The organism is Micromonospora sp. URMC 105, from assembly GCF_051386295.1.
Lineage (GTDB): Bacteria > Actinomycetota > Actinomycetes > Mycobacteriales > Micromonosporaceae > Micromonospora.
This window is the reverse complement of the sequence record NZ_JBPQTL010000005.1, coordinates 18,000-41,286: the sequence shown is the minus strand read 5'-3', so window position 1 is coordinate 41,286 and position 23,287 is coordinate 18,000. Positions and strand designations below refer to the sequence as shown.

The window sequence follows — 23,287 nt, the reverse complement described above, 5'->3', positions numbered from 1 at the left end:
GTGGCCATGGCACGGCGAGGGCCTCGATCAGGTGTCCAGGTCGGTAAGCGACGGGTGGTACCGCCGCAGCCGGATGCCGAGCGTCAAGATCCGACGCGGGTAGAGATCACCACGATCGCCGTAAACATGGTCAGGAGGGAAGGTCCAGGCGAGCGACGGCCCCGATCTCCACGAGCTGGGCCGGCAGGGCAAGTTCCACCACGCCACTGGCGGTGCTGGTCGGACGGTGGTCCCCGAAGTACCGTGCGTGTGCCGCAGCCGCGGCGTTGAAATGTTCGCGCAGGCCCACGACGAGGACCGTGGTCTCCACCACCTGGCGCCGGGAAGCGCCGAAGTGGGCCAGCACCTTGTCCAGGTTCTCGAACGTCGCCTTCATCTGGGCGTCGAAGTCGCCCTCTCCCACGAAGTTCCCCTCGGCGTCGTGTGCGAGCTGCCCCGAGATGTAGATCGTGTCGCCGACCTGCATCGCCTGGCTGAATCCGAACTGACCCTCCCAGGGAACGCCGTAATTGAAAGACTTCACCGTGGCGCTCAAGAGCCCTCCATGTGAGATGAAGTAATGCGTGTCCGCGCAGCAACTACATAGGCGGGGTGGCCTCCGCGTCAGGCTGGGGAGTCATTCATACGGTCGGAGTCGAAGGACTTCGCTGCGCAGGTGGCACGGCCTTCGCTTCCCTCGATGCGCTGGCGCCGCACGTCGACCGTGGCCTTTCGAGGAAAGATCCGTGGCTGTGAGAAACCAGCATTCGCCGGCTCCTGAACTGCGCGGGCAGGCACGTTTCTTTCTTGGCAGCCTACGGGAGGCAGTGGGCATGCGGCGCCGAGTTGGCGGATGATCCAACGCCGCGGGAAGGACTGCGCCGCTCCTGCTGGGGTCCTTGGGCGGCAGGCTCCTAGGACGCCTGGCGGACGGGCATGTCGGCCCGCCAGGCGTCGGCCAGGTCGCTGAGGGGGACGTCGAGGGCCTGGCTGAGGCAGACCACCGTGCCGAACGCCGGTGCGGGAAGGCGGCCGGCCTCGATCTTGCGCAGCGTCTCGGGGGAGATGCCGGCTGCCAGGGCCACCTCGACGAGGCTGCGGCCGGCCCGCGCGGCCCGGAGGGCGACTCCGAGGCGTCGGCCGGCGGCGATCTGTTCGGCGGTGAGCGGCTGGCGAACCATGTCAGCAGGATATCCCGCCGGAGCGTCCCGACCTGGCGTGGTATAAAAATACTGGGTATAAAAATACCGCATCCGGAGGGGGAGGCTGTCGTGATCGAGCTCAAGTCCGCCGAGGAGATCGGCCGGATGGCGGTGGCCGGCCAGTTCGTCGGCGAACTGCTCGCCGAGCTGAGCCGTCTCGCCGCAGTCGGCGTGAACCTGCTCGACCTCGAACATCACGCCCGCCGCCGGATCGCCGAACGCGGCGCCGAGTCCTGCTACTGGGACTACGCCCCTTCGTTCGGCCGCGGCCCGTTCCGCAACGTGCTGTGCCTGTCGGTGAACGACGCGGTGCTGCACGGCCTGCCGCACGACGACGTGTTGCGCGACGGTGACCTGCTCAGCATCGACATGGCGGTCGGCATCGACGGCTGGGTCGCCGACTCCGCGCTCTCCGTCGTCGTCGGCACCCCCGACCCGGCCGACCTGAAGCTGATCGAGGCCACCGAGGTCGCGCTGGAAGCCGCCATCGCCGCCGCCCAGCCCGGCGGCCGCCTCGGCGACATCTCCGCCGCGATCGGCGAGGTCGCCCACTCCTACGGTTACGGCGTCAATGCGGAGTTCGGCGGCCACGGCATCGGCCGCACCATGCACGAGGACCCGCATGTCTCCAACAACGGCCGCGCCCGCCGCGGCATGAAACTGAACCCCGGCCTCACCATCGCCATCGAGCCCTGGTTCTGCCGCTCCACCGACAAGATCAGGTTCGACGACGACGGCTGGACCATCCGCTCCGCCGACGGCTCCCGCACCGCGCACTCCGAGCACACGGTCGCCATCACCGCGTCCGGCCCCCAGGTCCTGACCCGCCGCCCCGCCCACGACAGCACCCCGGCCGGCCCCACCAGGAAGTCCGCCACCGCCTCCTGACCCACGTGCCCGCCTCGGCCTGACCCAGGGCGGGGGATCGCCTGCTGAAGCACCAGGGTTCCGCCTATCCGCGTCGGCGGCCCCGACCGGCGTGGTACGACTGCGTCAACAGTGGCGCGAGGCGGAGCGGAAACGGGCGGCAGATGACGGTCGGTGGCCTGCGTGGCCTGCTCCGCGGCCGCGAGGGGGAGCTCCTACTCGACCTGGTGTACGTCTTCGCACTCACCGGGATCTCGGAGCGGCTGATCGCGGACCTCACCACGCAGCGCCCGGCCGTGCTGCCGGAACTCGGTCAGACGGCGTTGTTGCTGCTGGCCTTCTGGTTGACCTGGGTCCGCGCGGCGCTCGTGACCAGCGCCTTCGACCCTCGACAGCCGTTGATCAGGCTCGTGACCGTCCTGGCCATGTTCGGCAGCATGATCATGGCGGTGACGCTGCCATTCGCGTTCGGCGATCGAGGCGTGGTCTTCGCGGTCACCTACGTCGCCGTCCAACTCGGCAAGTGCGTCGTGCTCCTGCTCGGCCGGTACGACCGTGAACGGCACACCCCCGTGCGGGCACTCTGCTGGACAGCGGTGTCCGCCGTACCCTGGATCGCCGGGGCGGTTCTCGTCCCGCAGAGTCCCATGCGCGGGGTCCTGTGGACGTTGGCGCTGACGTTGGACTACGCGGGGCTCGCCCTCGGCTGGCCCGTTCCGCGACTTGGCCGCACCCGTGTCGACGACTGGAAGCTCGCCGGCGAGCACGTCGCCGAGCGATTTCAGCAGTTCATCGTCATCGCGCTCGGCGAGACGATCCTGCTCACGGGAGTGACGTTCGCCGAGGAGTTCAAACCCGATCGTGTGGTGCCGAGCGTCGTGTCCTTCGCCAGCACGATGCTGATGTGGCGAATCTACTTCCACCGCGCTGGGGCGGTGCTGCCCACCGCCATCGAGGCCATCCCCAACCCTGCTCGGCTCGGTCGGTCCGGCTTCCACACCCATCTGATCATCGTGATCGGCATCCTCGCGACCGGCGTCGGCCACGCACTGGTCATCCACCATCCGGCCCACCATGGTGATCCGCTGTGGCTCGCGGTCATCCTCGGTGGGCCCGCGCTCTTCCTGGCCGGGCGGGCCCGCCTCGAATACGAGGTGTTCGGCCGGGTGTCCCCGTCCCGGGTCAGCGGCCTTTTCGCGCTTGCCGCACTGGCACCCGTGATGCTCCGTCTGCCGCCGCTGATCGCCACCGGCAGCGCAGCCACCGTGCTGGCCGGCATCGCGGCATGGGACACGCTGCGCGAGCGGAAGAACCCAGGTGAGGCGCCCTCGCCGCCGCAGTCGACCCGACGGCAACGCTGAGCGCCGCCGAGCAGACTCCGGACCGCATCCGACCCAGGCTCGCTCTGCTCCTCCTGAGCTGCGTGAACAGCTCAAGGGCCAGCGGTACGCCCGGACCTGTGCGGGCCCGGCCCGGAATCGAATGATCCCGGGCCGGGCCGGACTCGTCGGCCGATCAGTGGAACGCGGCGGCGAACATGCCGGGCTGGTAGGAACCTCCCTGCTGGTGCACGATCACCGCGAGCCGGTTGGCCGCGTTGATCAGGGCGACCAGGCAGACCAGCGCGGCGATCTGGTCGTCGTCGTAGTGGTCGCGTACCCGTGCCCAGGTCTCGTCAGAGACGCCGTGGTGGGCGTCGGCGAGCCGGGTGCCCTCCTCGGCGAGCGCCAGCGCGGCCTGCTCGGCCTCGGTGAAGACGGTCGACTCGCGCCAGGCGGCGACCAGGTTGAGCCGGACCGAGGTCTCACCGGCGGCCGCGGCCTCCTTGGTGTGCATGTCGATGCACCACCCGCAGCCGTTGATCTGGCTGGCCCGCAGCGACACCAGCTCCTGCGTGGTTCTGGGCAGCGGCGACTGATGGATCACCAGGCCGGCGTTGGCGAAGCGCGCGAAGAACTTGGCCGCCATCTCGTTGTCGAGCATGTTGAATCGAACGTCCATGAGTTCGTCCTTCCTCGTGGTGTGGCACGGGACGGACACGAGATGCCGGCGATCAGGTGCGTGTGACAGCGTGGCTCACGTGACGCCCGCCACAACCAGGCTTCGATGTCACACCACCGCCGGGCCCGGCATCTGGTGGGTGACACAGTCGCGCGTGAACAGGAGTCACCCATGATCGGCACGTCGCAGACCGCACCCGACGATCGGGGCAGGGGCAGCAGCGGCGACGAGCGCCCGGACCTCGCCACCGAGGCGTTCGTCGCCCACCGCAACCTGCTGTTCACCGTCGCCTACGAGATGCTCGGCTCGGCCGCCGACGCCGAGGACGTGCTGCAGGAGACCTGGTTGCGATGGGCCGGCGTCGACCTCGGCACGGTGCGGGACCACCGTGCCTACCTGGTCCGGATCACCACCCGCCAGGCACTCGTCCGGCTGCGTACGCTCGGCCGTCGCAGGGAGTCCTACGTCGGTCCGTGGCTGCCCGAGCCGCTGCTCACCACGCCGGACGTGGCTGAGGACGTGGCGTTGGCCGACAGCGTGTCGATGGCGATGCTGCTGGTGCTGGAGACGCTCACGCCGACCGAGCGGGCGGTGTTCGTGCTGCGCGAGGTGTTCGACGTCGGGTATGACGAGATCGCCGAAGCCGTCGACAAGAGCCAGGCCGCGGTCCGCCAGATCGCGCACCGGGCCCGGGCACACGTTGCGGCGCGTCGACCGCGCGGGGTCGTCTCCGCGGTCGAGGCCCGGGACGCGCTCGAGGCGTTCCAGCGGGCGACCGAGACGGGCGATCTGCAGAGCCTGCTCGACATCCTCGCACCGGATGTCGTCCTCCTGGGTGACGGTGGCGGGATCAGGCAGGCCGTCCCGCGGCCCATCGTGGGGGCCGACAAGGTGGCCCGCCTGCTGGCCGCCGGGTTCGGCAGGCTCGCCGGCACGGCGTCGCTGCGGCCGGCGCAGGTCAACGGCTACCCGGCTCTGATCCTCTGGCAGGCCGGCGAGATCGACACCGTTGTGGCGGTACGCATCGACGACGGGCTGATCAGCGGGCTCTACGCCGTGCGCAATCCCGAGAAGCTGTCGCACATGGAGCGGGCGACCGCCCTGCGCCGCTGACTCGTGACGCGGGCGGTTGCCGAACGCATTCCAGGACGTCAGGGCCGCTCAGCCGGCACCAGGGCCCCGTCCGAGCGCTGCCGTCTGAAGAACTCCACCGCCGCGACCCCCGACAGGACGATGACGGTGCCGAAGCTCAGGACCAGGTTCGAGAGGTGCGGGGTGGCCGGCGCGAGGGCGGCGGCGGCGAGGACACCGATCACGTGCGAGAGCGGGATGCGTCCGAGGACCTCATGGTCGAGGGCGGCCCGCCCGATCAGGAACAGCGCCGCGCCGCCCAGCATGAGCGCGATGATGGTGTCGTCCGGCCGCTCCGTCGGATGCTCGATGACGTGCTTGAATCCGGCGGCGACGCCGACCACGCCGACCACCATGAGCCAGTGGACGTACGGGTTGGTCTGGACGAGCCGTTCCCGGTGCGGGGACTGTTCGATGGCGGTCCTCAGCCTGGCCCCGGCTCCCCGGGCGTAGCTCCACCACAGCAGCATGGCCGCGACGAATGCGGTGGCGAACGCCGTGATCCGACCCGTACTGAACGGCATGTCGCTCAGCGTGAGGACCGTTACCAGGATGAGCTCGCCCAGGCTGAGGACGTAGATCTGCTGGTACCGCTCGGCCAGGTGCTCCGGCACCACGTCGTACTTGGGCAGCGGCGGTCGGCCGGGTATCGGGAACCGCAGACCGAAGCCGAGGTAGTCCACGGTGAGAGCGGCCAGCCACACGGTCAGACGCGTGCCGGGAGAGGTGACCAGGCCGCCGACGATCCACAGGACGCCGGAGACCGTGGTCCAGAGCAGGACGCGCTTCGATCGTTGCTGCTCCGGCCGGCCGCGCAGCGACGGGATGACCACCAGCGCCCGGCCCCAGTTGATCCCGGCCCAGGCCGCGCCGAACACCAGGCCGTGGTCGGTGAACGCGGTCGGCAGGGCGGCGGACATCAGCATGCCGCCGAACATGACGCCCAGGATCACGAGCTGGACGGGTCGTTCCTGAGGGCTGTAGAGGTCGGTGAACGACGTGGTGGTCACCCAGACCGCCCAGAGCGTCGACAGGGCGAGCAGTGCCTGGGCGATGTGCGTCCAGCTCTGCTCGGCCGCCATCTTCTCCGAGGCCAGCGTCAGGGTGGCGATGAGCGCGAGGTCGAAGAAGAGCTCCAGCAGATCCGTCCGCTGGGAAGCACCCGGCGTCCGTGTTATCGGCCGGCGTCCACGATCCATCACTTCGGCCTTCTCGATCTCGCGACGCCCGGCCCGAGCGCCGGGGGAACGTCCAGGCCGTCGGCCGACCGGAGCTTCCCGGGTACGCCACAGGGCAGCGGCCGGTGCTCCCGGCTGGCTTCACACCGCCACGGTCAAAGGTAGTAGACCCGAGGGCGGCCGACCGGCGATTGTCGAAGTGTGAGGGGCGCCGGTGCGGGTCAGGCGCGCCGGATGCCCAGCGCCCGCGAGGGCGCGATCCAGGTCTGCCAGTAGGCGCGGACCGGGCACGACACCTCCAGCGCCACCGTCTCCTCGTCACCCACCTGGACGGTCAGCGTTTCGCTGCGCGTCCAGTCGAGGCTCGCCTGGACGAGGTACTGGCCGCTCGGCACGGTCACGCTCGTCGACTGGCCGGGCCGTATCCCGGCGACCCGGCGTCCGTCCACCGTCACCAAGATCCGCCTTAGCAGGGCAAAGTCGTGCGGCGGTCGGCTGAGGAACAGGGTTGCCATCGGGTCTCCGCTCTGACCGGGCCGGTGTCCGCCAGGATCGCACAGCTCAGCCGACGGGCTTCTCCCAGACCGAGACCTGCTGGCGGCTCTCGCCGGTGAACGGCGCGCGGTTCCAGCCGTCCCAGCGGTCGTGCAGCCGCAGCCCGTCGAGCCGGGCCATCAGGTCCAGCTCCGCCGGCCACATGTACCGGAAGGGGATCGACCGGTACTCCGCGCAACCGTCGACGACGCGGACGTAGTTGGAGCTGGTCGCCGGACCGTACCGTCGAGGCCCGCGCGGACGCCTGCCGTTCACCGGTCGTCCAGGGGCGCGCGATCCCGGTACGCCGTCAGCCCGGCTCGGGAAACTGTCGGGCGTGCCGGGCATCATCCGGTGCGACGCGTACGAGGAGATTCCACAGAGAGGGACGGCATGGCTGAGGTGCTGTTGTTCCACCACGCGCAGGGGCTGACACCGGGTGTCCGCGACTTCGCCGACCGGCTGAGGAGGGACGGGCACACCGTGCACACCCCGGACCTCTACGACGGGAAGACCTTCGAGACCCTGGACCAGGGTGTGGACTACGGCCGGCAGGTCGGGTTCGACGTGGTCATGGAGCGCGGCCGGCTCGCGGCCGAGGGGCTGCCCGCGGGGCTTGTGTACGCCGGGTTCTCGCTCGGGGTCATATCGGCACAGCTGCTGGCCCAGACCCGGCCGGGCGCGAAGGGCGCCCTGCTGTTCCACAGCTGCATCCCGACCTCGGAGTTCGGCGGGAAATGGCCGGCCGGAGTACCGGTGCAGGTGCACGGGATGGACGCCGACGAGTTCTTCGTCGACGAGGGGGACCTCGATGCCGCCCAGGCCCTCGTCGCGGCGACCCCGGACGCCGAGCTGTTCCTCTACCCGGGTCCGCAGCACCTCTTCGCCGACTCCAGCCTCTCCTCCTACGACGAGCCGGCCGCCGCGCTGCTCACCGAACGGGTGCTGGCCTTCCTCGGCCGCGTGGGGTAGGCCCGCGCCGCCTGCGGAAGCCGCGTTCGCGCTGCGCCGGTCACCGGCCGGTGGGTTCGTACCAGCAGGTCCGTTGAGCGCTTCGCCCTGCGTACCGTCGCGGGTGGTCCTGTCGGCAAGCGCGCGGCCGCCGTCCGTGCCAGGCAGGCGCGGACGGCGGCCGGTGGTGGGTCAGGCCGGTAGGCGCCAGACCTGGTTGGCGCCGCCGAAGCAGTCCCAGATCTGCAGCCGGGTGCCGTTGGCGGAGCTGTTGTCGGTGGCGTCCAGGCACTTGTTCGACTGCGGGTTGCGCAGCGTGCCGTTGGCCTGTGCCTGCCAGACCTGGGCGCCGGTGCCGTTGCAGTCCCACAGCTGGACCTTGGCTCCGTTGGCGGTGGAGCCGCTGGTCACGTCGGCGCACTTGCCCAGGGCCCGAAGCGTGCCGTTGGTGGCCACCGTCCAGGTCTGCGCGGCGGTGCCGTTGCAGGTGTAAAGCTGGATGGGGGTGCCGTTGGCCGTGTTCGCCGCGGCGACGTCGACGCACTTGCCGCCGATGCCGGTGATCGGGCCGGTCGGTCCGCCCGGGCTCGTGCCGCCCATGACGGTGTCGTAGATCGCGCTGACCAGCGAGGTCGAGCCGGTGGTGTCCTGGGACAGTTCCCAGTTCATCATGCCGCCGGCGTTGGCCAGTGCCCACTGGGTCTTGCGCTTGACTGTCGGGATGCCGTTGTAGCACTGCTGTACGCCTGCGACGGTCGTGCAGTCCCGATTGGCGTTGGCCGGGTCCATGCTGACCAGCGCGGAGTAGGTGTAGTAGCCGGGCCGGCTGTAGAACGGCACTCCGAACACCGCCTTGCCGGCGGGCAGGCCGCGCGACTTCCACAGGTTCATGCTGCTGACCGACCAGTCGTAGTTGGCGTGCGGGCTGCCACCGTCGTACGCCATGATGTTGAGCCAGTCGACGTAGCCGAACACCGCGCTCGGTACGCCGTCGACGTAGTAGCCCTCCGCGACCACGGCGGCGGTGAGGAGTTTCCCGCGGCTGTGCAGTGCGCTGCTGAGCTGCTGCATCAGCAGGGAGTAGTTGTTGGCCGACGCGCCCGGGTCGGGGTACTCCCAGTCCATGTCGACGCCGTCGAGGTTGTACTGGTTGACGAAGTTGACGACGTTGTTGACGAACGCGCTGCGGGTGCCGGAGTTGGCGGCGAGCGCCTCGAACGCGGAGTCGTTGCCGTCGTTCCAACCGCCGACAGCGATCGACACCTTGACGTTGTTGGCGTGCGCGAGCGACACGAGCGAGGAGAGCTTGCCGGGGTTCTCCACCGGCCGCAGGCTGCCGTCGTTGTTGGGCAGCACGAATGCGTAGTTGATGTGGGTGAGCTTGCTGTACTGGACCGTGTTGACGTTGCCGGCCCAGGACGGCATGTAGCCGACGCTCTTGAAGTTGTTGGGCAGGACCGCGGCTTCGGCCGGGACCGGGGCCAGGGTGAGGGCCGCGCCGCCAGTGATCAGCGCGAGCAGTCCGGCGGCCAGGGCGCGGAGACGGCGGGGACGTGGTGAGGACATCGAGGGCCTCCCGTTGGGCGGGGCGCGGCGTCCTGCCGCCCCGGCCGGCGCTGGGTGGGACAGCCGCCGGAACGGGCGTACGAGCAGGACAGGGACGGGCTCCTCGAGGAAGGCAAATCTTAAGGAGTATTAACTAAAGCGTCAACATCCTCATCGATGGGTCGGCAGCGAGTCGGGAAGCCCGAACCCGGGGAAGTGCTCGGCCCCGAGGAACGACGTGATCGCGTCGATCCGCCCGTCGCGCAGCGTCAGCACGTTGATCGACCACGCCCGGTACGCCCCGACGTCGTCGGTGCGCAGGTACGACGCCACCGCCGGTTGCCCGTTCGCGCTGGTCGTGCGGTGCTGCCAGCTCCCGCAGCGGGTCATCGGCAGCTCGCGGGCGAAGTCGCCGACCGCCGCCAGCCCCCGGTACCAGTGCGGCAACGGCGGCATCGACCAGGTGACGTCCTCAGTCAGCAGGGCGACCAGGGCTTCGGTGTCGCCGTTCTCCAGGGCGGTGGCGTAGCCGGTGACGATCTCCCGCAGCCGGGCGTCGTCGATGCTGCGCAGGGTCTGCTGCTGGCTGGCCGGGGGCACCCGGTCGGCGACGAGCCGCCGGGCGCGGGCCAGCGCGGAGTTCACCGAGGTGACCGAGGTGCGCATCATGGCGGCGATCTCGGCGGCGGAGAACCCCAGCACCTCGAAAAGCAGCAGCGCGGCCCGCTGGTTGCCCGGCAGGTGCTGCAACGCCGCGACGAAGGCCAGCTCGACGGCCTCCCGCTGCTCGTAGCGGGCGTCGGGGGCGGCCGGACCGCCGGTCAGCCCGCCGTCGGGGTAGGGGCCGAGCCAGGCGACGTGACCGGCGGGCACACCGTCGAGCACCGCCCGGTCGCTGGACGGGCCGAGGTCGACCGGGAGCGCCCGGCGGCCCCGGCCGGCCACGACGTCGAGGCAGGTGCGGGTGGCCACCGTGTACAGCCACGAGCGCACCGAGCTGCGCCCCTCGAAGCGCGGCAGCCCGCGCCATGCCCGCAGCAGCGCCTCCTGCAGGGCGTCGTCGGCGTCGTGCGCGGAGCCGAGCATTCGGTAGCAGTGCGCGTGCAGCTCGCGGCGCAGCGGCGCCACCAGCTCCGCGAAGGCGTCCTGGTCGCCCGCGCGGGCCCGATCCAGCGCCGCGCCGGCGGCGCCGTCGGCGACGCGCGGAGAAACAAGGCTCACGAGCGACGATTCTGCCGTACGGCGGGAGTCTGCATCCCGAACGCGCACGCCACGACCGGGAGGAACCGATGAGCAGCACGTCCACCACATCCGTCAGCACCGCGACCCTGGAGGTCCCCGACGGCCGGCTGCACTACGAGGTACGCGGCCGGGGGCCGCTGGTGGCGCTGGTCGCCGCCCCGATGGACGCCGAGGCGTTCGCGCCGCTGGCCGACCTGCTGGCCGCCGACCACACGGTGCTCACCACCGACCCGCGCGGCATCAACCGCAGCCGCTTGCACGACCCGCACCAGGACTCCACCCCGCAGCTGCGCGCCGACGACGTCGCCCGGCTGATCGCCCACCTCGACGCGGGCCCGGCCGCGGTGCTCGGCTCCAGCGGCGGCGCGGTCACCGTCCTCGCCCTCGCCCAGGCCCACCCGGAGCGGGCGCACACCGTCATCGCCCACGAGCCGCCGCTGCTCGGCCTGCTCGACGACCGGGAGGAGCTCTTCGCCCGGGAGGACGCCATGGTCGCCACGTACCTCGCCGGCGATCGGCTGGGCGCGGGGCGGCAGTTCCTCGCCACCGCGAACATCGCGCTGCCCGAGGAGGTCGTCCAGGCCATGTTCGGCGGCGAGCCCGAGCCGCAGGCCGCCGCCGACGAGCACTTCCAGTACGTACACATGATCGCCGGCACGACCCGGTTCGAGCCGGACGTCGCCGCCCTGCGCGAGGGGCCGACCCGGGTCATCGTCGGCCTGGGTGAGGAGTCGACCGGCGAAGTCTGTGACCGCACCTCGCGGGCGCTGGCCGAGGCGCTGGGTGTCGCGCCGACGATGTTCCCCGGCGGGCACGTCGGCTTCGCCGAGGACCCGCCGCGATTCGCCGCCCGCCTGCGGGAGGTGCTCGCCACCCGCTGACCCGCCCCGGCGACGTGGGACGGCATCCGCATCAGCGACACCGCTGCGACGACCGGCCCTCGGCGCGCAGACTCGACGCAGGGACGGTGGGAGGTGGGCGTGCGCCGGATCGTGGAGCTGCTGTACGAGGGCATGCGCCGGATGTACCCCGGCGACCGTCCCGGCCGGCTGGCGCGAGTGCTGCACCGGGTGGACGCCGCTCAGTTCGCCACCGGGGTGCTCGCCCCGCGCCGTGCGGTCACCCTGGAGGTACGCGGGCGGCGCACCGGCCGGAGGATCGCCGTACCGGTGGTGGTGGCCGACGTCGACGGCGACCGCTACCTGGTGTCCATGCTGGGGGAGCACGCCGACTGGGTGCGCAACGTGCGGGCGGCGGGCGGGCGGGCGGTGCTGCGCCACGGCGTGCGGGAGCACGTCCTGCTGCGGGAGATCGACGTGGCGCGGCGACCCCCGATCCTGCGCCGCTACCTCGAGCTGACCCCGGTCGCCCGGCCACACCTGCGGGTCGACCGCCGCGCCCCGCCGGCGGAGTTCGCCGCGGTCGCCGCCCGGCATCCGGTGTTCCGGGTGCAACCCGCGCCGCGCCCCTGACCGGTCTCGATCAGGTAGACATCGGGCGTCGAATCACGGCACGCCGTTGACGGCGCCGCCGGCCTCGGCTTCGCTGTGCCCGCAGGCGGCGGCGACCGCCTGCGGGAACGGGGGAGACGGGGATGGCATCCACGGTGGAGGAACCGGCGCCACGACGGGGAAGCGGGCGCGGGTGGCTCGCGGTGCTCATGGCCGGGGCGTTGCTCGGCGGCGCGGTCGGGTTGCTGGGCCTGCGACCGCGCACCGACGGCCCGTCGGCGGGGGAGGCCGGCGCGCCCGCCGTGGCGCCCCGGGACCTGCCGGCCCGGCTGCCGGCCCGGCTGGATCCGCCGCCCGCCCTGGCGGACCTGCCAGCCGGCCGCGCGGTCGGACCGGCCGCCTTCCTGTACGACGTCCAGCCGCCGGACGCCGCCGGTGAGGCGGCCCGGCCCATGCGGCAACGCGACATCCACCTGGTCACCCGCTCGGGCGAGCAGTTCCGGGTGGGCCGTACCCCGGCCGAGCTCGGCCCGGTGAACCAGTCGCTGTCCCCGGACGGCCGGTGGCTGGCCGTACGCCGCGGCGGCCAGTGGTGGATCCGGGACCTGACCGACACCACGGAGCGGGCGGTGCCGACCGGGTACGCGCTGTGGCGCTGGTCCACCGACTCGGGTGCCGTCGTGCTCGCCGAGCTGTCGCAGTCGAGCCGCGCCTTCTCGGTGCTCTCCATGCGCGACGGGACGCTGCGCCGGCTGGACGTGGCGGCCACCCCGCTGACCGACGTGGTCACCCTCGTCGACGGCCGGCACCTCGTCCTGGTCGACCTGACTCCGGTTGCTCCGGGCGCCACGGCCCCGCCGGAGCTGGCCGTCACGGTGCGCGACCTCGCCACCGGCGCCACCCGGACCGTGCCGGTGCTGCGGCCCGGGCAGCTGGGTCCCGGCGAGTCCTTCAACGCGATCGTGCCGCTGCTGTACGGCGGCGGGACGCCGGCCCGGGTCTGGTTGCAGGTCGGCCGCCGGGACCTGCAGCCGACCGACCTGCCCGAGGGGGCGCCGGCGATCCCGGCGACTGCGCTGATCGGGGTGGCCGTCCCCGCCGGGGAGCCGGCCGGGCGGATCGATCTCGCCCTGCTCGGGTCCGGCGTCGCCGAAGGGTACGAGGGCACCGTCGGCGCCGACATCGTGCTGACCCGCTGGGCGAAGGGGCGCACCGAGCTGGTCGCCGTCGAGCCGGGCAGCGACAGCCGCCGGGTGCTGACCACGCTGCCGCAGGCCACCCGGGTGCTGGTGCCCGGCGGGCAGTGGTGAGACCGGCTCAACCGGCCTCGGCCAGGCGGGCGGCGCGCCCGTACAGGTAGCGCTGCTGCGGCAGGTTCATCGACCGTCGCGCCGCCTCCTCGTACGCCGACCGTGCCGCGTCGAGGTCGCCGGTGCGTTCCAGCAGGTGCGCGCGGGCGGCGGGCAGCCGCGGGTCACCGGCGAGCCGTGGGTCGTCCGCCAGCCCGGCGAGCAGGTCGAGCCCGGCGGGCGCGCCGCGGGCCATCGCCACCGCCACCGCGTGGTTGAGCGCCACCACCGGGTTGTCCGACAGACCGGTCAGCACCTCGTAGAGCGCTTCGATCTGCGGCCAGTCGGTCTGTTCCGCGCTCGGGGCCTCGTCGTGCACCGCCGCGATCGCCGCCTGCACCTGGTACGGCCCGACGTCGCCGCGCGGCAGTACCGCGCTGACCAGGGCGACGCCCTCGGCGATCTGGTCGGCGCGCCAGCGGCTGCGGTCCTGCTCGGCCATCGGGACCAGCTCACCGCCCGGCCCCACGCGGGCCGGGCCGCGGGCGTCGGTGAGCAGCATCAACGCCAGTAGGCCGGTCACCTCGGCGTCGTCGGGGAGCAGCCGGTGCAGCATCCGGGTGAGCCGGATCGCCTCGCCGGACAGGTCGACCCGGCGCAGCAGCGGCCCGGACGTGCTGGCGTACCCCTCGTTGAAGATCAGGTAGAGCACGTGCCGGACGGCGGCCAGCCGGGCCTCCCGGTCGGTGCCGGTGGGCAGGCCGAACGGCACGCCGCTGTCGCGGATGCGCTGCTTGGCGCGGGTGATCCGGCGGGTCATCGTGGGCTCCGGGACCAGGAACGCCCGGGCCACCTCGGCGGTGCTCAGCCCGCCGACGGCCCGCAGGGTCAGCGCGATCTGCGCCGCCGGTGGCAGCTCGGGATGGCAGCAGAGGAAGAGCAGCACCAGGCTGTCGTCGTCGGGGGCCCGCCGGTCCGCCGGGGGAGCGAGCCACTGCTCGGGCGGCAGCCGCCGGGCGACGTCGTCCTCGCGCCGCCGCCGGGCCTGTTCGCTGCGGAGCAGGTCGGTCAGGCGCCGTGCGGCCACGGTGATCAGCCAGGCGCGCGGATCATCGGGTACGCCGTCGACGGGCCACCGGGTCGCGGCCGCCAGCAGCGCCTCCTGGGTGGCGTCCTCGGCGGCGTCGAAGTGCCCGTAGCGGCGCACCACCGCGCCGAGGACCTGCGGCGTCAGGTGCCGCAGCAGGTCCTCGACGGCTTCGGCGCTCATCAGCCGTTCAGGTCCTCGATGCCCTCGGCGACCGGCCGCACGTCCACGTACTCGCCCTCGGCGTCCGGGTTGACGAACCGGGCGGCGATCTGGGTGGCCCGGTCGAAGCTGTCGCACTCCACGATCGTGAAGCCGGCCAGCACCTCCTGCGTCTCCGGGTACGGGCCGTCGGTCACCACGGGCGCGCCCTGGCGCAGCTGCACCCGCCGGGCGTGCACCGGAGCGGTCAGGCCCCGGCCGTCCACCAGCTCGCCGGACTCGGCGATCTCCTTGTGCACCGCCTCCATGTGGGCGTGCATCGCCGCGACCTGCTCCGGCGACATCGGCGGCGGGTTGTCGCCGGGGCGGCCCGCCATTGCGTCGTAGTCGCGCTGCGAGCCGTACAGCATGATCATGTACTTCACGGTGTCGCTCCTCTCGGTGGGCCCGGGTGGGCCGTCACCGGGAACGTCGGAGCCGCCGGGCCGAGCCGGACAACAGGTCAGGGCCGGGCGGTGACCCGAGTGACGAACGCCTGCCAGGCGGCGTGGCTGAAGGCCAGGGTGCCGCCCGCGCGGTCCTTCGTGTCGCGGACGAGGATGACGCCGGGGAGGTTGTCAGCGACCTCCACGCAGGCGCCGCCGTTGGAGCTGCTGCGGGAGCTGGTACGCCACCGCGCGCCGGTCAGGTCATCCATGCTCGTGCTTTCAGGAGATCGATGGTCTGGTCGCGCGGAAGCGCCACCGACCTGACGGTATCCCAGACCGCCCACAGGGGAGCAATGTCGTTGGTGATGCGACCGGCCGACTGGTCGTCCAGGTAGCCGACCTCCTCACCATCCGGTGTCGTCGCGATGATGAACGGTCCCGCCTGGCCGGGATGGAGCCCAGCGCGTAATGGCAGCACGTGCACCATGACGCTGGGCCGCTGCGCCATCCTGATCAGGTGGTCCATTTGCGGGTGCATGACGTCCGGGTCTCCGCGTCGAAGCGCCGCTTCGTCGATCACGAAGACCGCCAGCGGTGGCCGTGGACGGTCGAAGACGGCGGCCTGCCGACGAAGGCGGTTCTCGACGTAGCTCTCCGCCTCTGCCATCAACGGTCCACTCGCCAGGACGGCACGGGCGTAGTCCTCGGTCTGTAGCAAACCGGGCAGGACAGCGGACTCGTACCATCGCAGCCCGGACGCTTCCCGCTCGATCTCTGCCCAGGGACGGAACCAAGCTGGCTCTCGCCGCTTCAGTACATCTGGCCACAGCTCCAATATGTCCTTGCCGAGAATCGCCGCGACCTGTGAACGGTGCCGGGTCTGCGGTATCCGCCCCTGGCTCACCCAGCGAGCAGCTGTCTTCGGATCGACGCCGACCTGCGCTGCGAGGCTGTCGGCAGTCTCACCGGCCTCGGCCATGGCTACCTGCACCGCCCGATTCATCCTGCTCCCCGCACCGATCGTCACTGATGTCCCAGGTACATAGTGCAACGCAGTGTGTTGATCCGGCAACGCTTGGCAAGGTGGCGATCGAGTACGGCGTGCCAGCTCCGCACACAGAGGAGAGTTGCCGATGCGATTCGCTGCCATCGCCCACCCGCCAAGCCGTAAGACCGCTCCCTTCCCGGTCTCGGCCGTCCTCCACCGGCGGCTGATCGAGGGCGCGGCCTCGTCCGGGTTGCACGGCCGGACCGTGCGCCCGGACGCCTCGATGGACGCACGGGAGCGTTTCGCGCTCCTCCGGGCGGCTCGCACAGTGGTGGGACGGTGAGCCGGCCGCTTCGACCGCACCTGCCGATGCGCCCGCTCTGGCGGTGTCGGGCCTGCGGCGCGGAGTGGCCCTGCCAGCCGGCGCGGTTGGCGCTGTTGGTCGAGTACCGCGAGGACCGCACCGCGCTGCTGGTCTACCTGAGCACGCTGATGGCCGAGGCGGGCGCACAGCTTTCCCAGCTCAATGGGCAGGCCGTGCCGGAGAACCTCACCGAACGCTTCCTGACCTGGGCCCGAGCCCGTTAGCCGGCGCAGGTCAGGGCACCACACCCGAGGCGAGCAGCGCGGCGGTGGGCAGGGCGAGCAGCCCGTCGGCGTCCCGGTAGCGGGCGGACAGTTGCAGGTAGCGGCGGCGCAGTGCCTCACGGGTCGCCTGCGGCTGCCGCTGCAGCAGCAGCCCCGGGATGCCGAGGCCGCTGGCCGGGCCGCTCCACCACTCGTCCGGGTCGGCCCGGTGCGTCCAGGTCAGCGTCCGGCACCGCACGTCGTCGAGCCCTGCCCCGGCGAGCAGGCCCGTCAGCCCCTCCTCGGTGCGCGGGAAGTCGCGCTCCGCCGCCACCCTCGGCAGCTCACCACCGTCCACGTCGGCGAACACCTCACCCCAGAGCCGTTGCAGGGGCGGCTGCGGCGAGGGCCAGACGGTGACGGCGATCCGGCCGCCGGGGCGTACCGTGCGGCGCAGCCCGGCCACCGCGGCGGCCGGGTCGCCGACGTGGTTGAGCACGAAGTTGGCCACGGCGGCATCCACTGCGCCGGTGGGCAGCGGCAGGTGCGGCAGGGCGGCGCGGACCAGCGCGGCGCCGGGTACGGACCGACGGGCGGCGGCCAGCATCGACGGCTCGGCGTCCACCGCGACCACCGTCGCGCCGCGCCCTGCCGCGAGCGCCGCGACCGTGCCGGTCCCGGTGCCCACGTCGAGCACCCGCATGCCGGCCCCGGCACCCGCCGCGTCCAGCAGCACCGCTGCCGGGTACGCACAGAGCCGGGCGAAAGTGCGCTCGTACGCTGCCGCGCGTCCGGCCCAGCGTTCCCGTTCGTGATCGTCGAAACTGGTCCCCGTCATGGGCGGGCAGCCTAGCGTCCCGGGTCTACCGTGGATCCATGGAAGTGTGGGTGATACTCGGGGCGTTCGGCGCGGTGGTGGCGGCGGCAGTCGGGTGGGTCGCCTGGCGGGACCGGGAGCGCACGGCCTCCGCGGAGGACCCGGTCGCCCGGCAGGCGGCGGTGGTGCGGCAGCAGCGCTACGAGCAGGTCCGGCACGTCTCGCAGGCCGACATACACGGTCGGGCCGAGCGCCAGTCCTGATGATCGTTATCCTTCGCCGGTGACGAGGTGGACCCGTCGGGTGCCGTGGCTGCTGGCCGCCGTTCCGATCCTGGTGCTGCTGGCTGCCTGCGGCGGCGTCGCCTGGCTGGCTGGCGGGGCGCTCGCCGCCGATTTGGCCTGTCCCTACCAGTTGGCCGAGGACAGGGCCAAGATTCGCACCGAGCGCGGGTTTCCCGCCGAGCAGGTGCCCGGCCTCGGCGAGTTCCTCGACGTGCACTGGCAGGTCGACACCCCGGCGAACCCGTGCTCCCGAGTCCCGGGGCCGACGGACTGGAGGTACCAGGGGGTGGTGCGGCTACGCCCGGCCGACGCGCGGGCGCTGGCCGCCGCGTACCCCTGGGAGCCGGCGGCCATCCAGCCGGCGGTCTGGCCCGGGTTGTCGCCGTACGTGCCGGCGGGCGTGCGGTGGCGGCACAGCGTGCGCTACGACGAGGGTTACGGGGGCACCCGGCACCTCCAGCTTCACCTGGACCCCGACCGGGCGGTGGCGCTGTTCGACCTCCGGGACAGTTGAGCACCGGCCGTCCGCCCATGGTCCAGGCGAGCGCCGCCCGGCATGATCAATCCACGGTCGGGGTACAGCGACCGCATCGGCCGCGACGCCTGGGAGGCACCTGTGACGGCACGCTCGGTACGGCAGTCGCGTGGCTCGCTCACGGCGGCGGTGGTGGCGCTGGTGGTGGCGGCCGGGTGCGCCGTCGGCGGGGTGTCGGAGAGCGGGCCGCAGCAGCCATGGGAACCCGCGCCGCAGCAGTCCCGGCAGGCCGCCTCGCCGGGTGCGCAGACCACCCGGGCCGACGGCACCACCAGTGTCGAGGAGTTCAAGACCGACATCGGCGAGGCCGTGGACGTCGCCGAGCGCTACTGGGCGGCCCAGTTCAAGGCCTCCGGTCAGCAGTTCCGCCCGATCCGGCGGATCGTCCCCTACCAGCGGGAGGGGGAGGTGGCCTGCGGCGGTCAGGCGCTGCCGCGCAACAACGCCGTCTACTGCTCCCGCGGTGACTTCATCGCCTACGACGTCAACTGGTCGGTGGCCGCGTTCCGGCAGGTCGGCGACGCGTTCGTGTTCTACCTGCTCGGCCATGAGTACGCCCACGGCATCCAGGCCCGCCTCGGCATCCGCTCCAGCTTCACCATCCAGCAGGAGTTGCAGGCCGACTGCATGGCCGGGGCGTACCTGGGTGACTCGGTCCGTTCAGGCGTCCTGAAGCTTGACGACGGTGACCTCGACGAGTTCCGCGAGGGGCTGCTCGCCGTCGGCGACGACCCCGACCAGCCGTGGTTCGCGGAGGGCTCGCACGGCACCGCCGAACAGCGCACCGACTCGTTCTTCCGGGGCTACGAGAACTCCCTAACCGCCTGCGACCTCGGCTGAACGGGATCGCCCAGGTCACCTTCGGCGGGGACGGCCCGGAGCGGTCCAGGCCGGGCTGAGAGGATCGCCCCGACCCCGTTCCCGCCCGAGGAGGCCTCCGCTGAGCAGCCCACACCCCGCCGCCGTGCTCTTCGACATGGACGGCACCCTGGTCGACAGCGAGAAGCTGTGGGACGTCGCGCTGCGCGAGCTGGCAGCCGAGTACGGCGGCACCCTCTCCGACGCCGCGCGCCGCGCGGTGATCGGCACCAGCATGGCCGAGTCGATGCGGATCGTGCACGACGACCTCGGCCAGCCGGAGCGCGACCCGCAGGTCAGCATCGACTGGATCAACGCGCGCATCCTGGAGCTGTTCCGTACCGGGCTGCGCTGGCGGCCCGGGGCGATGGCCCTGCTGCGGGCGGTACGCGCCGCCGGCATCCCCACCGCGCTGGTCACCTCCAGCGGGCGTCCGCTGGTCGAGGTGGCGCTGGACACCCTCGGGCGGGACAGCTTCGACGCGGTGGTCTGCGGCGACGAGGTGGACCTCGCCAAGCCGCACCCGGAGCCGTACCTGACCGCCGCCAAGCTGCTGGGCGTGCCGATCGGCCGGTGCGTGGCGATCGAGGACTCCGCGACCGGGGTGGCCAGTGCGCTCGCCGCCGGGGCGGCGGTGCTGGCGGTGCCGGTGGAGGTGCCGATCGCGCCGATCGAGGGCGTACACCAGGTGGAGAGCCTGACCGCGGCGGACCTGGAGCTGCTGGCGGCGCTGCTCGGCGAGCCACCGGCCTGACCTACGTGCGAAGGGGCCCCGCCGGTCGGCGGGGCCCCTTCGTCGTGACGTGCCGCGGATCAGTCGTGGGCGATGGCGCCCAGCACGTTGATCCGCGCGGCGCGCACCGCGGGCAGCACCGCGGCGATCACCCCGATGATCGCGGCCAGCCCGAGGAAGAGCCCCATCTGGCCCCAGGGCAGGACCAGGTCGGTGATGCCCTCGTCCTTGAGCGCCTCGACCACCGCGGCGCCGAGGCCGGTGCCGACCACCACGCCGAGCAGCGCGCCGAAGATCGAGATCACCACCGCCTCGACGGTGATCATCCGCATGGTCTGCGCCCGGCGCAGTCCGATCGCCCGCAGCAGGCCCAGCTCGCGGGTCCGCTCCAGCACCGACAGGGCCAGGGTGTTGATGATGCCGAGCACCGCGATCACGATGGCCAGCGCCAGCAGGATCTGGATCATCCGCAGCGGGGTGTCGAGCTGGCTGGTCTGCTGCTTGATGAAGGCGGCCCGGTCGGCCACCGACACCTCGGGGCTGTCGGCGAGCAGCGTCTCGACCTGCGGCTGCACGTCCGCGACTTGGGTGCCGGGGGCGAGCTGGATGAAGGCCATGTTCGGCTGCGGGACGGCGAAGTCCTTCGCCGCTGCCGCCGGCAGCAGCACCGGGTTGGTGAACTGCGAGCTCTCGTAGATCCCGCTGACCGTGTAGGTGCGGGGCTCGCCCCGCGACAGCTGCACCGTCACCTGGGAGCCGACCGACACGTTGCGCGACTTGGCGGTGTCGGAGCTGAACATCATCTGGTCCGGCCCGAGCCGGCTGATGTCACCGGCGGTGGCCTTCGCCCCGAAGATCTGCTGCAACGCCGCGGGGTCGCTCGACGCCGCCGCCCAGGTGCGCTCGCCGCCGATCACCGCCATGTCGCCGTACTCGCCGTCGACCAGCCGCACGCCCGGGATGGCCGCCACCTTGTCCAGCACCGCCCGGTCGAAGCTCGGCGGGCGGGGACCGGTCTGCGAACCGGCGATCACCAGCTCGGCCTTGATCTGGTTCTCGGCCAGCTTGCCGATGCTGCCCTTGGCCGAGTCGAGGATCACCGTCACGCCGGTGACCAGCGCGATGCCGACCATCAGCGCGGCCGCGGTGATCGCGGTGCGGCGCGGGTTGCGGCCGGAGTTCAGCCGGCCCAGCTTGCCCGGCACCGACCAGGAGAAGATCGCCCCGAGCAGGGACACCACCGGCCGGCTGATCAGCGGGGTCAGCAGCGCCACCCCGATGAAGGCGAAGAGCACCCCGCCGAGGATGGTGGTCAGGGTGTTGTCCCCGGCGTTGCCGCTGAGCCCGAGGAAGAGCAGCGCGGCGCCGATCGCGGTGACGATCGCGCCGGCCACCGTCACCTTGGTCAGCGGGCGGTCCGGGGTGGCCACGTCCTGCATCGCCGCGATGGGCGGGATGCGCGACGCCCGCAGCGCCGGCAGCAGCGCCGCCACCACGGTGATCACCAGACCCACCGAGAACGCACCGATCACCGCCGCCGCCGGCACGCCGATGCCAGCCAGGGCGAGCCCGCCGGCGAGCTTGCCGAACAGGTACGCCAGCAGCGCGCCCACCCCGATGCCGGCGGCCAGGCCGAGCACGGAGGCGATCAGGCCCACCGCGATGGCCTCCAGCACCACCGAGCCGATGATCTGCCGGCCGCTGGCCCCGATGGCCCGCATCAGGGCCAGCTCCCGGGTCCGCTGCGCGACGATGATCGAGAAGGTGTTGAGGATGAGGAAGGTGCCGACCAGCAGCGCCACCGCGGCGAAGCCGAGCAGGATCTTGTTGAAGAAGGAGAGCCCCTCCTTCAGCCCCGCCGAGGCGTCGGCGGAGAGCTGCTCGCCGGTCTTGACCTCGTAGTCCGCGCCGACGGCGGCCGCGATGTCGTCGCGCAGCGCCGCCGCGCTCACCCCGTCGGCGGCCTTCACGCTGATGTTGGTGAAGACGTCCGGCTCGCCGAGCATCAGTCGCTGCGCCACCGGGGTGGTGAAGGCGACCTCGTTGGCCCCGCCCAGGGAGTCCCGGTCACCGCTGTAACCGAAGACGCCCACGATGGTGAACTCCTTCTTCGGCTCCAGGGTCAGCACGCCCACCCGGTCGCCGACCTTCACCTTCGCCGCCTGGGCCAGCGCCCCGTTGACGACGATCTCGTCGTCGGCGCGCGGCGCGCGGCCCTCGCGCAGCTTCACCAGGTCGTTCTCGCCCACCCAGTTCTCACCGAGCTGCGGCGGCCCGAACGAGGTGACCACCTTGCCGTTGCTGCCGATCAGCCGGGCGCCGTCGGCGGCGACGATCCCGGTCGCCTCGGCCACCCCGCCGACCGTGCGTACCTTCTCCAGCGCCGCGGCCGGCATCGCCGCGGCCACCTGCTCACCCTCGGTCTCGCTGAGGGCGATCTTCGGCTTGGCGGAGACGTTGACGTCGACACCCTCGTACGCGTCGGCGAAGACCGCGTCGAAGGAGCGGCCCAGCGTGTCGGTGAGCACGAACGCGCCGGAGACGAACATGACGCCCAGCACCACGGCCAGGCCGGAGAGGATGAGGCGCACCTTGCGCGCCAGCAGGCTCTTCCACGTCGCGCGGAACATCAGCGCGCCACCTCGGCCGGGGTGTCGAGCTTCTTCATGGTGTCCAGCACGGTGTCGGCGGTCGGCTCGATCAGCTCCGAGACGATCTGGCCGTCGGCGAGGAAGATCACCCGGTCGGCGTACGCGGCGGCGGTCGGGTCGTGGGTGACCATCACGATGGTCTGGCCGTGCTCGCGTACCGAGTTGCGCAGGAAGTTGAGCACCTCCGCGCCGGAGCGGGAGTCGAGGTTACCCGTCGGCTCGTCCGCGAAGATCACCTCGGGCCGGGCGACCAGCGCCCGGGCGCACGCGACGCGCTGCTGCTGACCGCCGGAGAGCTGCGCCGGGCGGTGCCCCAGCCGGTCCCGCAGCCCCACCGTGTCGATGACGGTGTCGTACCAGGCCGGGTCGGGCTTGCGGCCGGCGATGGAGAGCGGCAGCAGGATGTTCTCCTGCGCGGTCAGCGTCGGCAGCAGGTTGAACTGCTGGAAGATGAAACCGACCTTGTCCCGCCGCAGCTTCGTCAGGCCGGCGTCGCCGAGCCCGGTCACCGTGGTGTCGCCGATGTGCACCGTGCCCCGGGTGACCGAGTCCAGCCCGGCCAGGCAGTGCATCAGCGTCGACTTGCCGGAACCCGAGGGACCCATGATCGCCGTGAACCGGCCGCGCTCGAACTCGGCGCTCACCCCCCGCAGCGCGGCGACCTGCGCCTCGCCGCTGCCGTACACCTTCCACACGTCGCTGGCCCTGGCCGCGGCCTGCGCCTGCCGGCCTACCGTCGCGGTCACGTCATCTACCTCTTCCGTCTTTATCTGCGGTGTCCCCGCCGCCCCCGCTTGGTCGGTGGGG

The 23,287-nt window shown here is 72.1% G+C and carries 27 protein-coding genes; 12 read left to right on the top strand and 15 right to left on the bottom strand.

What is annotated here, in order from left to right; translation table 11 throughout:
* Nucleotides 1-130: 130 nt before the first annotated feature.
* Together ACSNN7_RS03225 and ACSNN7_RS03220 are read right to left on the bottom strand one after the other, a co-directional pair.
* Nucleotides 131-535 (bottom strand): RidA family protein, encoded by a 405-nt coding sequence (locus tag ACSNN7_RS03225; protein WP_436678993.1) that lies wholly within the window; start codon nucleotides 533-535, stop codon nucleotides 131-133.
* A 358-nt stretch (nucleotides 536-893) separates the two neighbouring features.
* Nucleotides 894-1,160: a helix-turn-helix domain-containing protein gene (locus ACSNN7_RS03220; RefSeq protein ID WP_436678992.1), complete on the bottom strand. Its 267-nt coding sequence runs from the start codon at nucleotides 1,158-1,160 to the stop codon at nucleotides 894-896.
* A gap of 90 nt (nucleotides 1,161-1,250) precedes the next feature.
* Here ACSNN7_RS03220 and map point away from each other — a divergent pair, with 90 nt between their 5' ends.
* Both map and ACSNN7_RS03210 read left to right on the top strand, forming a co-directional pair.
* On the top strand, nucleotides 1,251-2,069 hold the full coding sequence (map, locus tag ACSNN7_RS03215; protein WP_436678991.1) for a type I methionyl aminopeptidase: 819 nt from the start codon (nucleotides 1,251-1,253) through the stop codon (nucleotides 2,067-2,069).
* Between the two features lie 143 nt (nucleotides 2,070-2,212).
* A complete protein-coding gene (locus tag ACSNN7_RS03210; protein ID WP_436678990.1) occupies nucleotides 2,213-3,409 on the top strand; it encodes a low temperature requirement protein A in 1,197 nt (398 codons plus the stop codon).
* Nucleotides 3,410-3,563: 154 nt separating this feature from the next.
* On the opposite strand, the gene ACSNN7_RS03205 is transcribed toward ACSNN7_RS03210, so the two are convergent.
* A complete protein-coding gene (locus ACSNN7_RS03205) occupies nucleotides 3,564-4,049 on the bottom strand; it encodes a carboxymuconolactone decarboxylase family protein (protein ID WP_436678989.1) in 486 nt (161 codons plus the stop codon).
* Between the two features lie 171 nt (nucleotides 4,050-4,220).
* Here ACSNN7_RS03205 and ACSNN7_RS03200 point away from each other — a divergent pair, with 171 nt between their 5' ends.
* Nucleotides 4,221-5,162, top strand: coding sequence for an RNA polymerase sigma-70 factor (locus ACSNN7_RS03200; protein ID WP_436678988.1), 942 nt, complete (start codon nucleotides 4,221-4,223; stop codon nucleotides 5,160-5,162).
* A gap of 38 nt (nucleotides 5,163-5,200) precedes the next feature.
* On the opposite strand, the gene ACSNN7_RS03195 is transcribed toward ACSNN7_RS03200, so the two are convergent.
* From ACSNN7_RS03195 to ACSNN7_RS03185, 3 genes are all read right to left on the bottom strand, one after another.
* Nucleotides 5,201-6,379, bottom strand: coding sequence for a low temperature requirement protein A (locus ACSNN7_RS03195; protein ID WP_436678987.1), 1,179 nt, complete (start codon nucleotides 6,377-6,379; stop codon nucleotides 5,201-5,203).
* Nucleotides 6,380-6,579: 200 nt separating this feature from the next.
* Complete coding sequence (locus ACSNN7_RS03190) at nucleotides 6,580-6,873, bottom strand: hypothetical protein (protein WP_436678986.1); 294 nt, start codon at nucleotides 6,871-6,873, stop codon at nucleotides 6,580-6,582.
* A 46-nt stretch (nucleotides 6,874-6,919) separates the two neighbouring features.
* A complete protein-coding gene (locus tag ACSNN7_RS03185) occupies nucleotides 6,920-7,057 on the bottom strand; it encodes a hypothetical protein (RefSeq protein WP_436678985.1) in 138 nt (45 codons plus the stop codon).
* A 228-nt stretch (nucleotides 7,058-7,285) separates the two neighbouring features.
* Here ACSNN7_RS03185 and ACSNN7_RS03180 point away from each other — a divergent pair, with 228 nt between their 5' ends.
* Nucleotides 7,286-7,864, top strand: coding sequence for a dienelactone hydrolase family protein (locus ACSNN7_RS03180; RefSeq protein WP_436678984.1), 579 nt, complete (start codon nucleotides 7,286-7,288; stop codon nucleotides 7,862-7,864).
* A gap of 171 nt (nucleotides 7,865-8,035) precedes the next feature.
* Here the strand turns inward: ACSNN7_RS03180 and ACSNN7_RS03175 are convergent, their stop codons facing one another.
* Both ACSNN7_RS03175 and ACSNN7_RS03170 read right to left on the bottom strand, forming a co-directional pair.
* Nucleotides 8,036-9,409 carry a glycosyl hydrolase family 18 protein gene (locus ACSNN7_RS03175; protein ID WP_436678983.1) on the bottom strand — a complete coding sequence of 458 codons (1,374 nt, stop codon included), beginning with the start codon at nucleotides 9,407-9,409 and terminating at the stop codon, nucleotides 8,036-8,038.
* Between the two features lie 150 nt (nucleotides 9,410-9,559).
* On the bottom strand, nucleotides 9,560-10,609 hold the full coding sequence (locus ACSNN7_RS03170; protein WP_436678982.1) for a sigma-70 family RNA polymerase sigma factor: 1,050 nt from the start codon (nucleotides 10,607-10,609) through the stop codon (nucleotides 9,560-9,562).
* A 68-nt stretch (nucleotides 10,610-10,677) separates the two neighbouring features.
* Here ACSNN7_RS03170 and ACSNN7_RS03165 point away from each other — a divergent pair, with 68 nt between their 5' ends.
* The 3 genes from ACSNN7_RS03165 (at nucleotide 10,678) to ACSNN7_RS03155 (ending at nucleotide 13,391) form a co-directional block, all read left to right on the top strand.
* Nucleotides 10,678-11,511 carry an alpha/beta fold hydrolase gene (locus ACSNN7_RS03165; RefSeq protein ID WP_436678981.1) on the top strand — a complete coding sequence of 278 codons (834 nt, stop codon included), beginning with the start codon at nucleotides 10,678-10,680 and terminating at the stop codon, nucleotides 11,509-11,511.
* 99 nt (nucleotides 11,512-11,610) lie between these two features.
* Nucleotides 11,611-12,102, top strand: coding sequence for a nitroreductase/quinone reductase family protein (locus ACSNN7_RS03160; protein WP_436678980.1), 492 nt, complete (start codon nucleotides 11,611-11,613; stop codon nucleotides 12,100-12,102).
* Nucleotides 12,103-12,224: 122 nt separating this feature from the next.
* Nucleotides 12,225-13,391 (top strand): hypothetical protein, encoded by a 1,167-nt coding sequence (locus tag ACSNN7_RS03155; RefSeq protein ID WP_436678979.1) that lies wholly within the window; start codon nucleotides 12,225-12,227, stop codon nucleotides 13,389-13,391.
* A gap of 7 nt (nucleotides 13,392-13,398) precedes the next feature.
* On the opposite strand, the gene ACSNN7_RS03150 is transcribed toward ACSNN7_RS03155, so the two are convergent.
* The 4 genes from ACSNN7_RS03150 to ACSNN7_RS03135 all read right to left on the bottom strand — a co-directional run bounded on the left by ACSNN7_RS03150 (nucleotide 13,399) and on the right by ACSNN7_RS03135 (nucleotide 16,050).
* A complete protein-coding gene (locus ACSNN7_RS03150) occupies nucleotides 13,399-14,640 on the bottom strand; it encodes an RNA polymerase sigma factor (RefSeq protein WP_436678978.1) in 1,242 nt (413 codons plus the stop codon).
* The gene (locus ACSNN7_RS03145; protein ID WP_334454715.1) at nucleotides 14,640-15,035 is read right to left on the bottom strand and encodes a YciI family protein; all 396 of its coding nucleotides are present in this window, start codon (nucleotides 15,033-15,035) and stop codon (nucleotides 14,640-14,642) included. The genes ACSNN7_RS03150 and ACSNN7_RS03145 overlap by 1 nt, the downstream gene beginning before the upstream one ends.
* Nucleotides 15,036-15,121: 86 nt before the next feature.
* Complete coding sequence (locus ACSNN7_RS03140; protein ID WP_436678977.1) at nucleotides 15,122-15,316, bottom strand: DUF397 domain-containing protein; 195 nt, start codon at nucleotides 15,314-15,316, stop codon at nucleotides 15,122-15,124.
* On the bottom strand, nucleotides 15,304-16,050 hold the full coding sequence (locus ACSNN7_RS03135) for a DUF5753 domain-containing protein (protein WP_436678976.1): 747 nt from the start codon (nucleotides 16,048-16,050) through the stop codon (nucleotides 15,304-15,306). Before ACSNN7_RS03135 ends, ACSNN7_RS03140 begins: the two co-directional genes overlap by 13 nt.
* Nucleotides 16,051-16,374: 324 nt before the next feature.
* On the opposite strand from ACSNN7_RS03135, the gene ACSNN7_RS03130 reads away from it, so the two are divergent.
* Nucleotides 16,375-16,623: a flavin reductase gene (locus ACSNN7_RS03130; RefSeq protein WP_436678975.1), complete on the top strand. Its 249-nt coding sequence runs from the start codon at nucleotides 16,375-16,377 to the stop codon at nucleotides 16,621-16,623.
* A gap of 10 nt (nucleotides 16,624-16,633) precedes the next feature.
* On the opposite strand, the gene ACSNN7_RS03125 is transcribed toward ACSNN7_RS03130, so the two are convergent.
* The gene (locus ACSNN7_RS03125; protein ID WP_436678974.1) at nucleotides 16,634-17,440 is read right to left on the bottom strand and encodes a class I SAM-dependent methyltransferase; all 807 of its coding nucleotides are present in this window, start codon (nucleotides 17,438-17,440) and stop codon (nucleotides 16,634-16,636) included.
* Nucleotides 17,441-17,478: 38 nt separating this feature from the next.
* On the opposite strand from ACSNN7_RS03125, the gene ACSNN7_RS03120 reads away from it, so the two are divergent.
* The 4 genes from ACSNN7_RS03120 (at nucleotide 17,479) to ACSNN7_RS03105 (ending at nucleotide 19,850) form a co-directional block, all read left to right on the top strand.
* Nucleotides 17,479-17,682, top strand: coding sequence for a hypothetical protein (locus ACSNN7_RS03120; protein WP_436678973.1), 204 nt, complete (start codon nucleotides 17,479-17,481; stop codon nucleotides 17,680-17,682).
* Nucleotides 17,683-17,701: 19 nt separating this feature from the next.
* Nucleotides 17,702-18,217: a hypothetical protein gene (locus ACSNN7_RS03115; RefSeq protein WP_436678972.1), complete on the top strand. Its 516-nt coding sequence runs from the start codon at nucleotides 17,702-17,704 to the stop codon at nucleotides 18,215-18,217.
* Between the two features lie 102 nt (nucleotides 18,218-18,319).
* Entirely contained in the window at nucleotides 18,320-19,078 is a 759-nt protein-coding gene (locus ACSNN7_RS03110; RefSeq protein ID WP_436678971.1) for a neutral zinc metallopeptidase, read from the top strand.
* 124 nt (nucleotides 19,079-19,202) lie between these two features.
* Nucleotides 19,203-19,850, top strand: coding sequence for an HAD family hydrolase (locus ACSNN7_RS03105; RefSeq protein WP_436678970.1), 648 nt, complete (start codon nucleotides 19,203-19,205; stop codon nucleotides 19,848-19,850).
* Nucleotides 19,851-19,909: 59 nt separating this feature from the next.
* Here the strand turns inward: ACSNN7_RS03105 and ACSNN7_RS03100 are convergent, their stop codons facing one another.
* Together ACSNN7_RS03100 and ACSNN7_RS03095 are read right to left on the bottom strand one after the other, a co-directional pair.
* Complete coding sequence (locus tag ACSNN7_RS03100; RefSeq protein WP_436678969.1) at nucleotides 19,910-22,459, bottom strand: ABC transporter permease; 2,550 nt, start codon at nucleotides 22,457-22,459, stop codon at nucleotides 19,910-19,912.
* Nucleotides 22,459-23,226 (bottom strand): ABC transporter ATP-binding protein, encoded by a 768-nt coding sequence (locus ACSNN7_RS03095; RefSeq protein WP_334454516.1) that lies wholly within the window; start codon nucleotides 23,224-23,226, stop codon nucleotides 22,459-22,461. Before ACSNN7_RS03095 ends, ACSNN7_RS03100 begins: the two co-directional genes overlap by 1 nt.
* Between the last annotated feature and the right edge of the window lie 61 nt (nucleotides 23,227-23,287).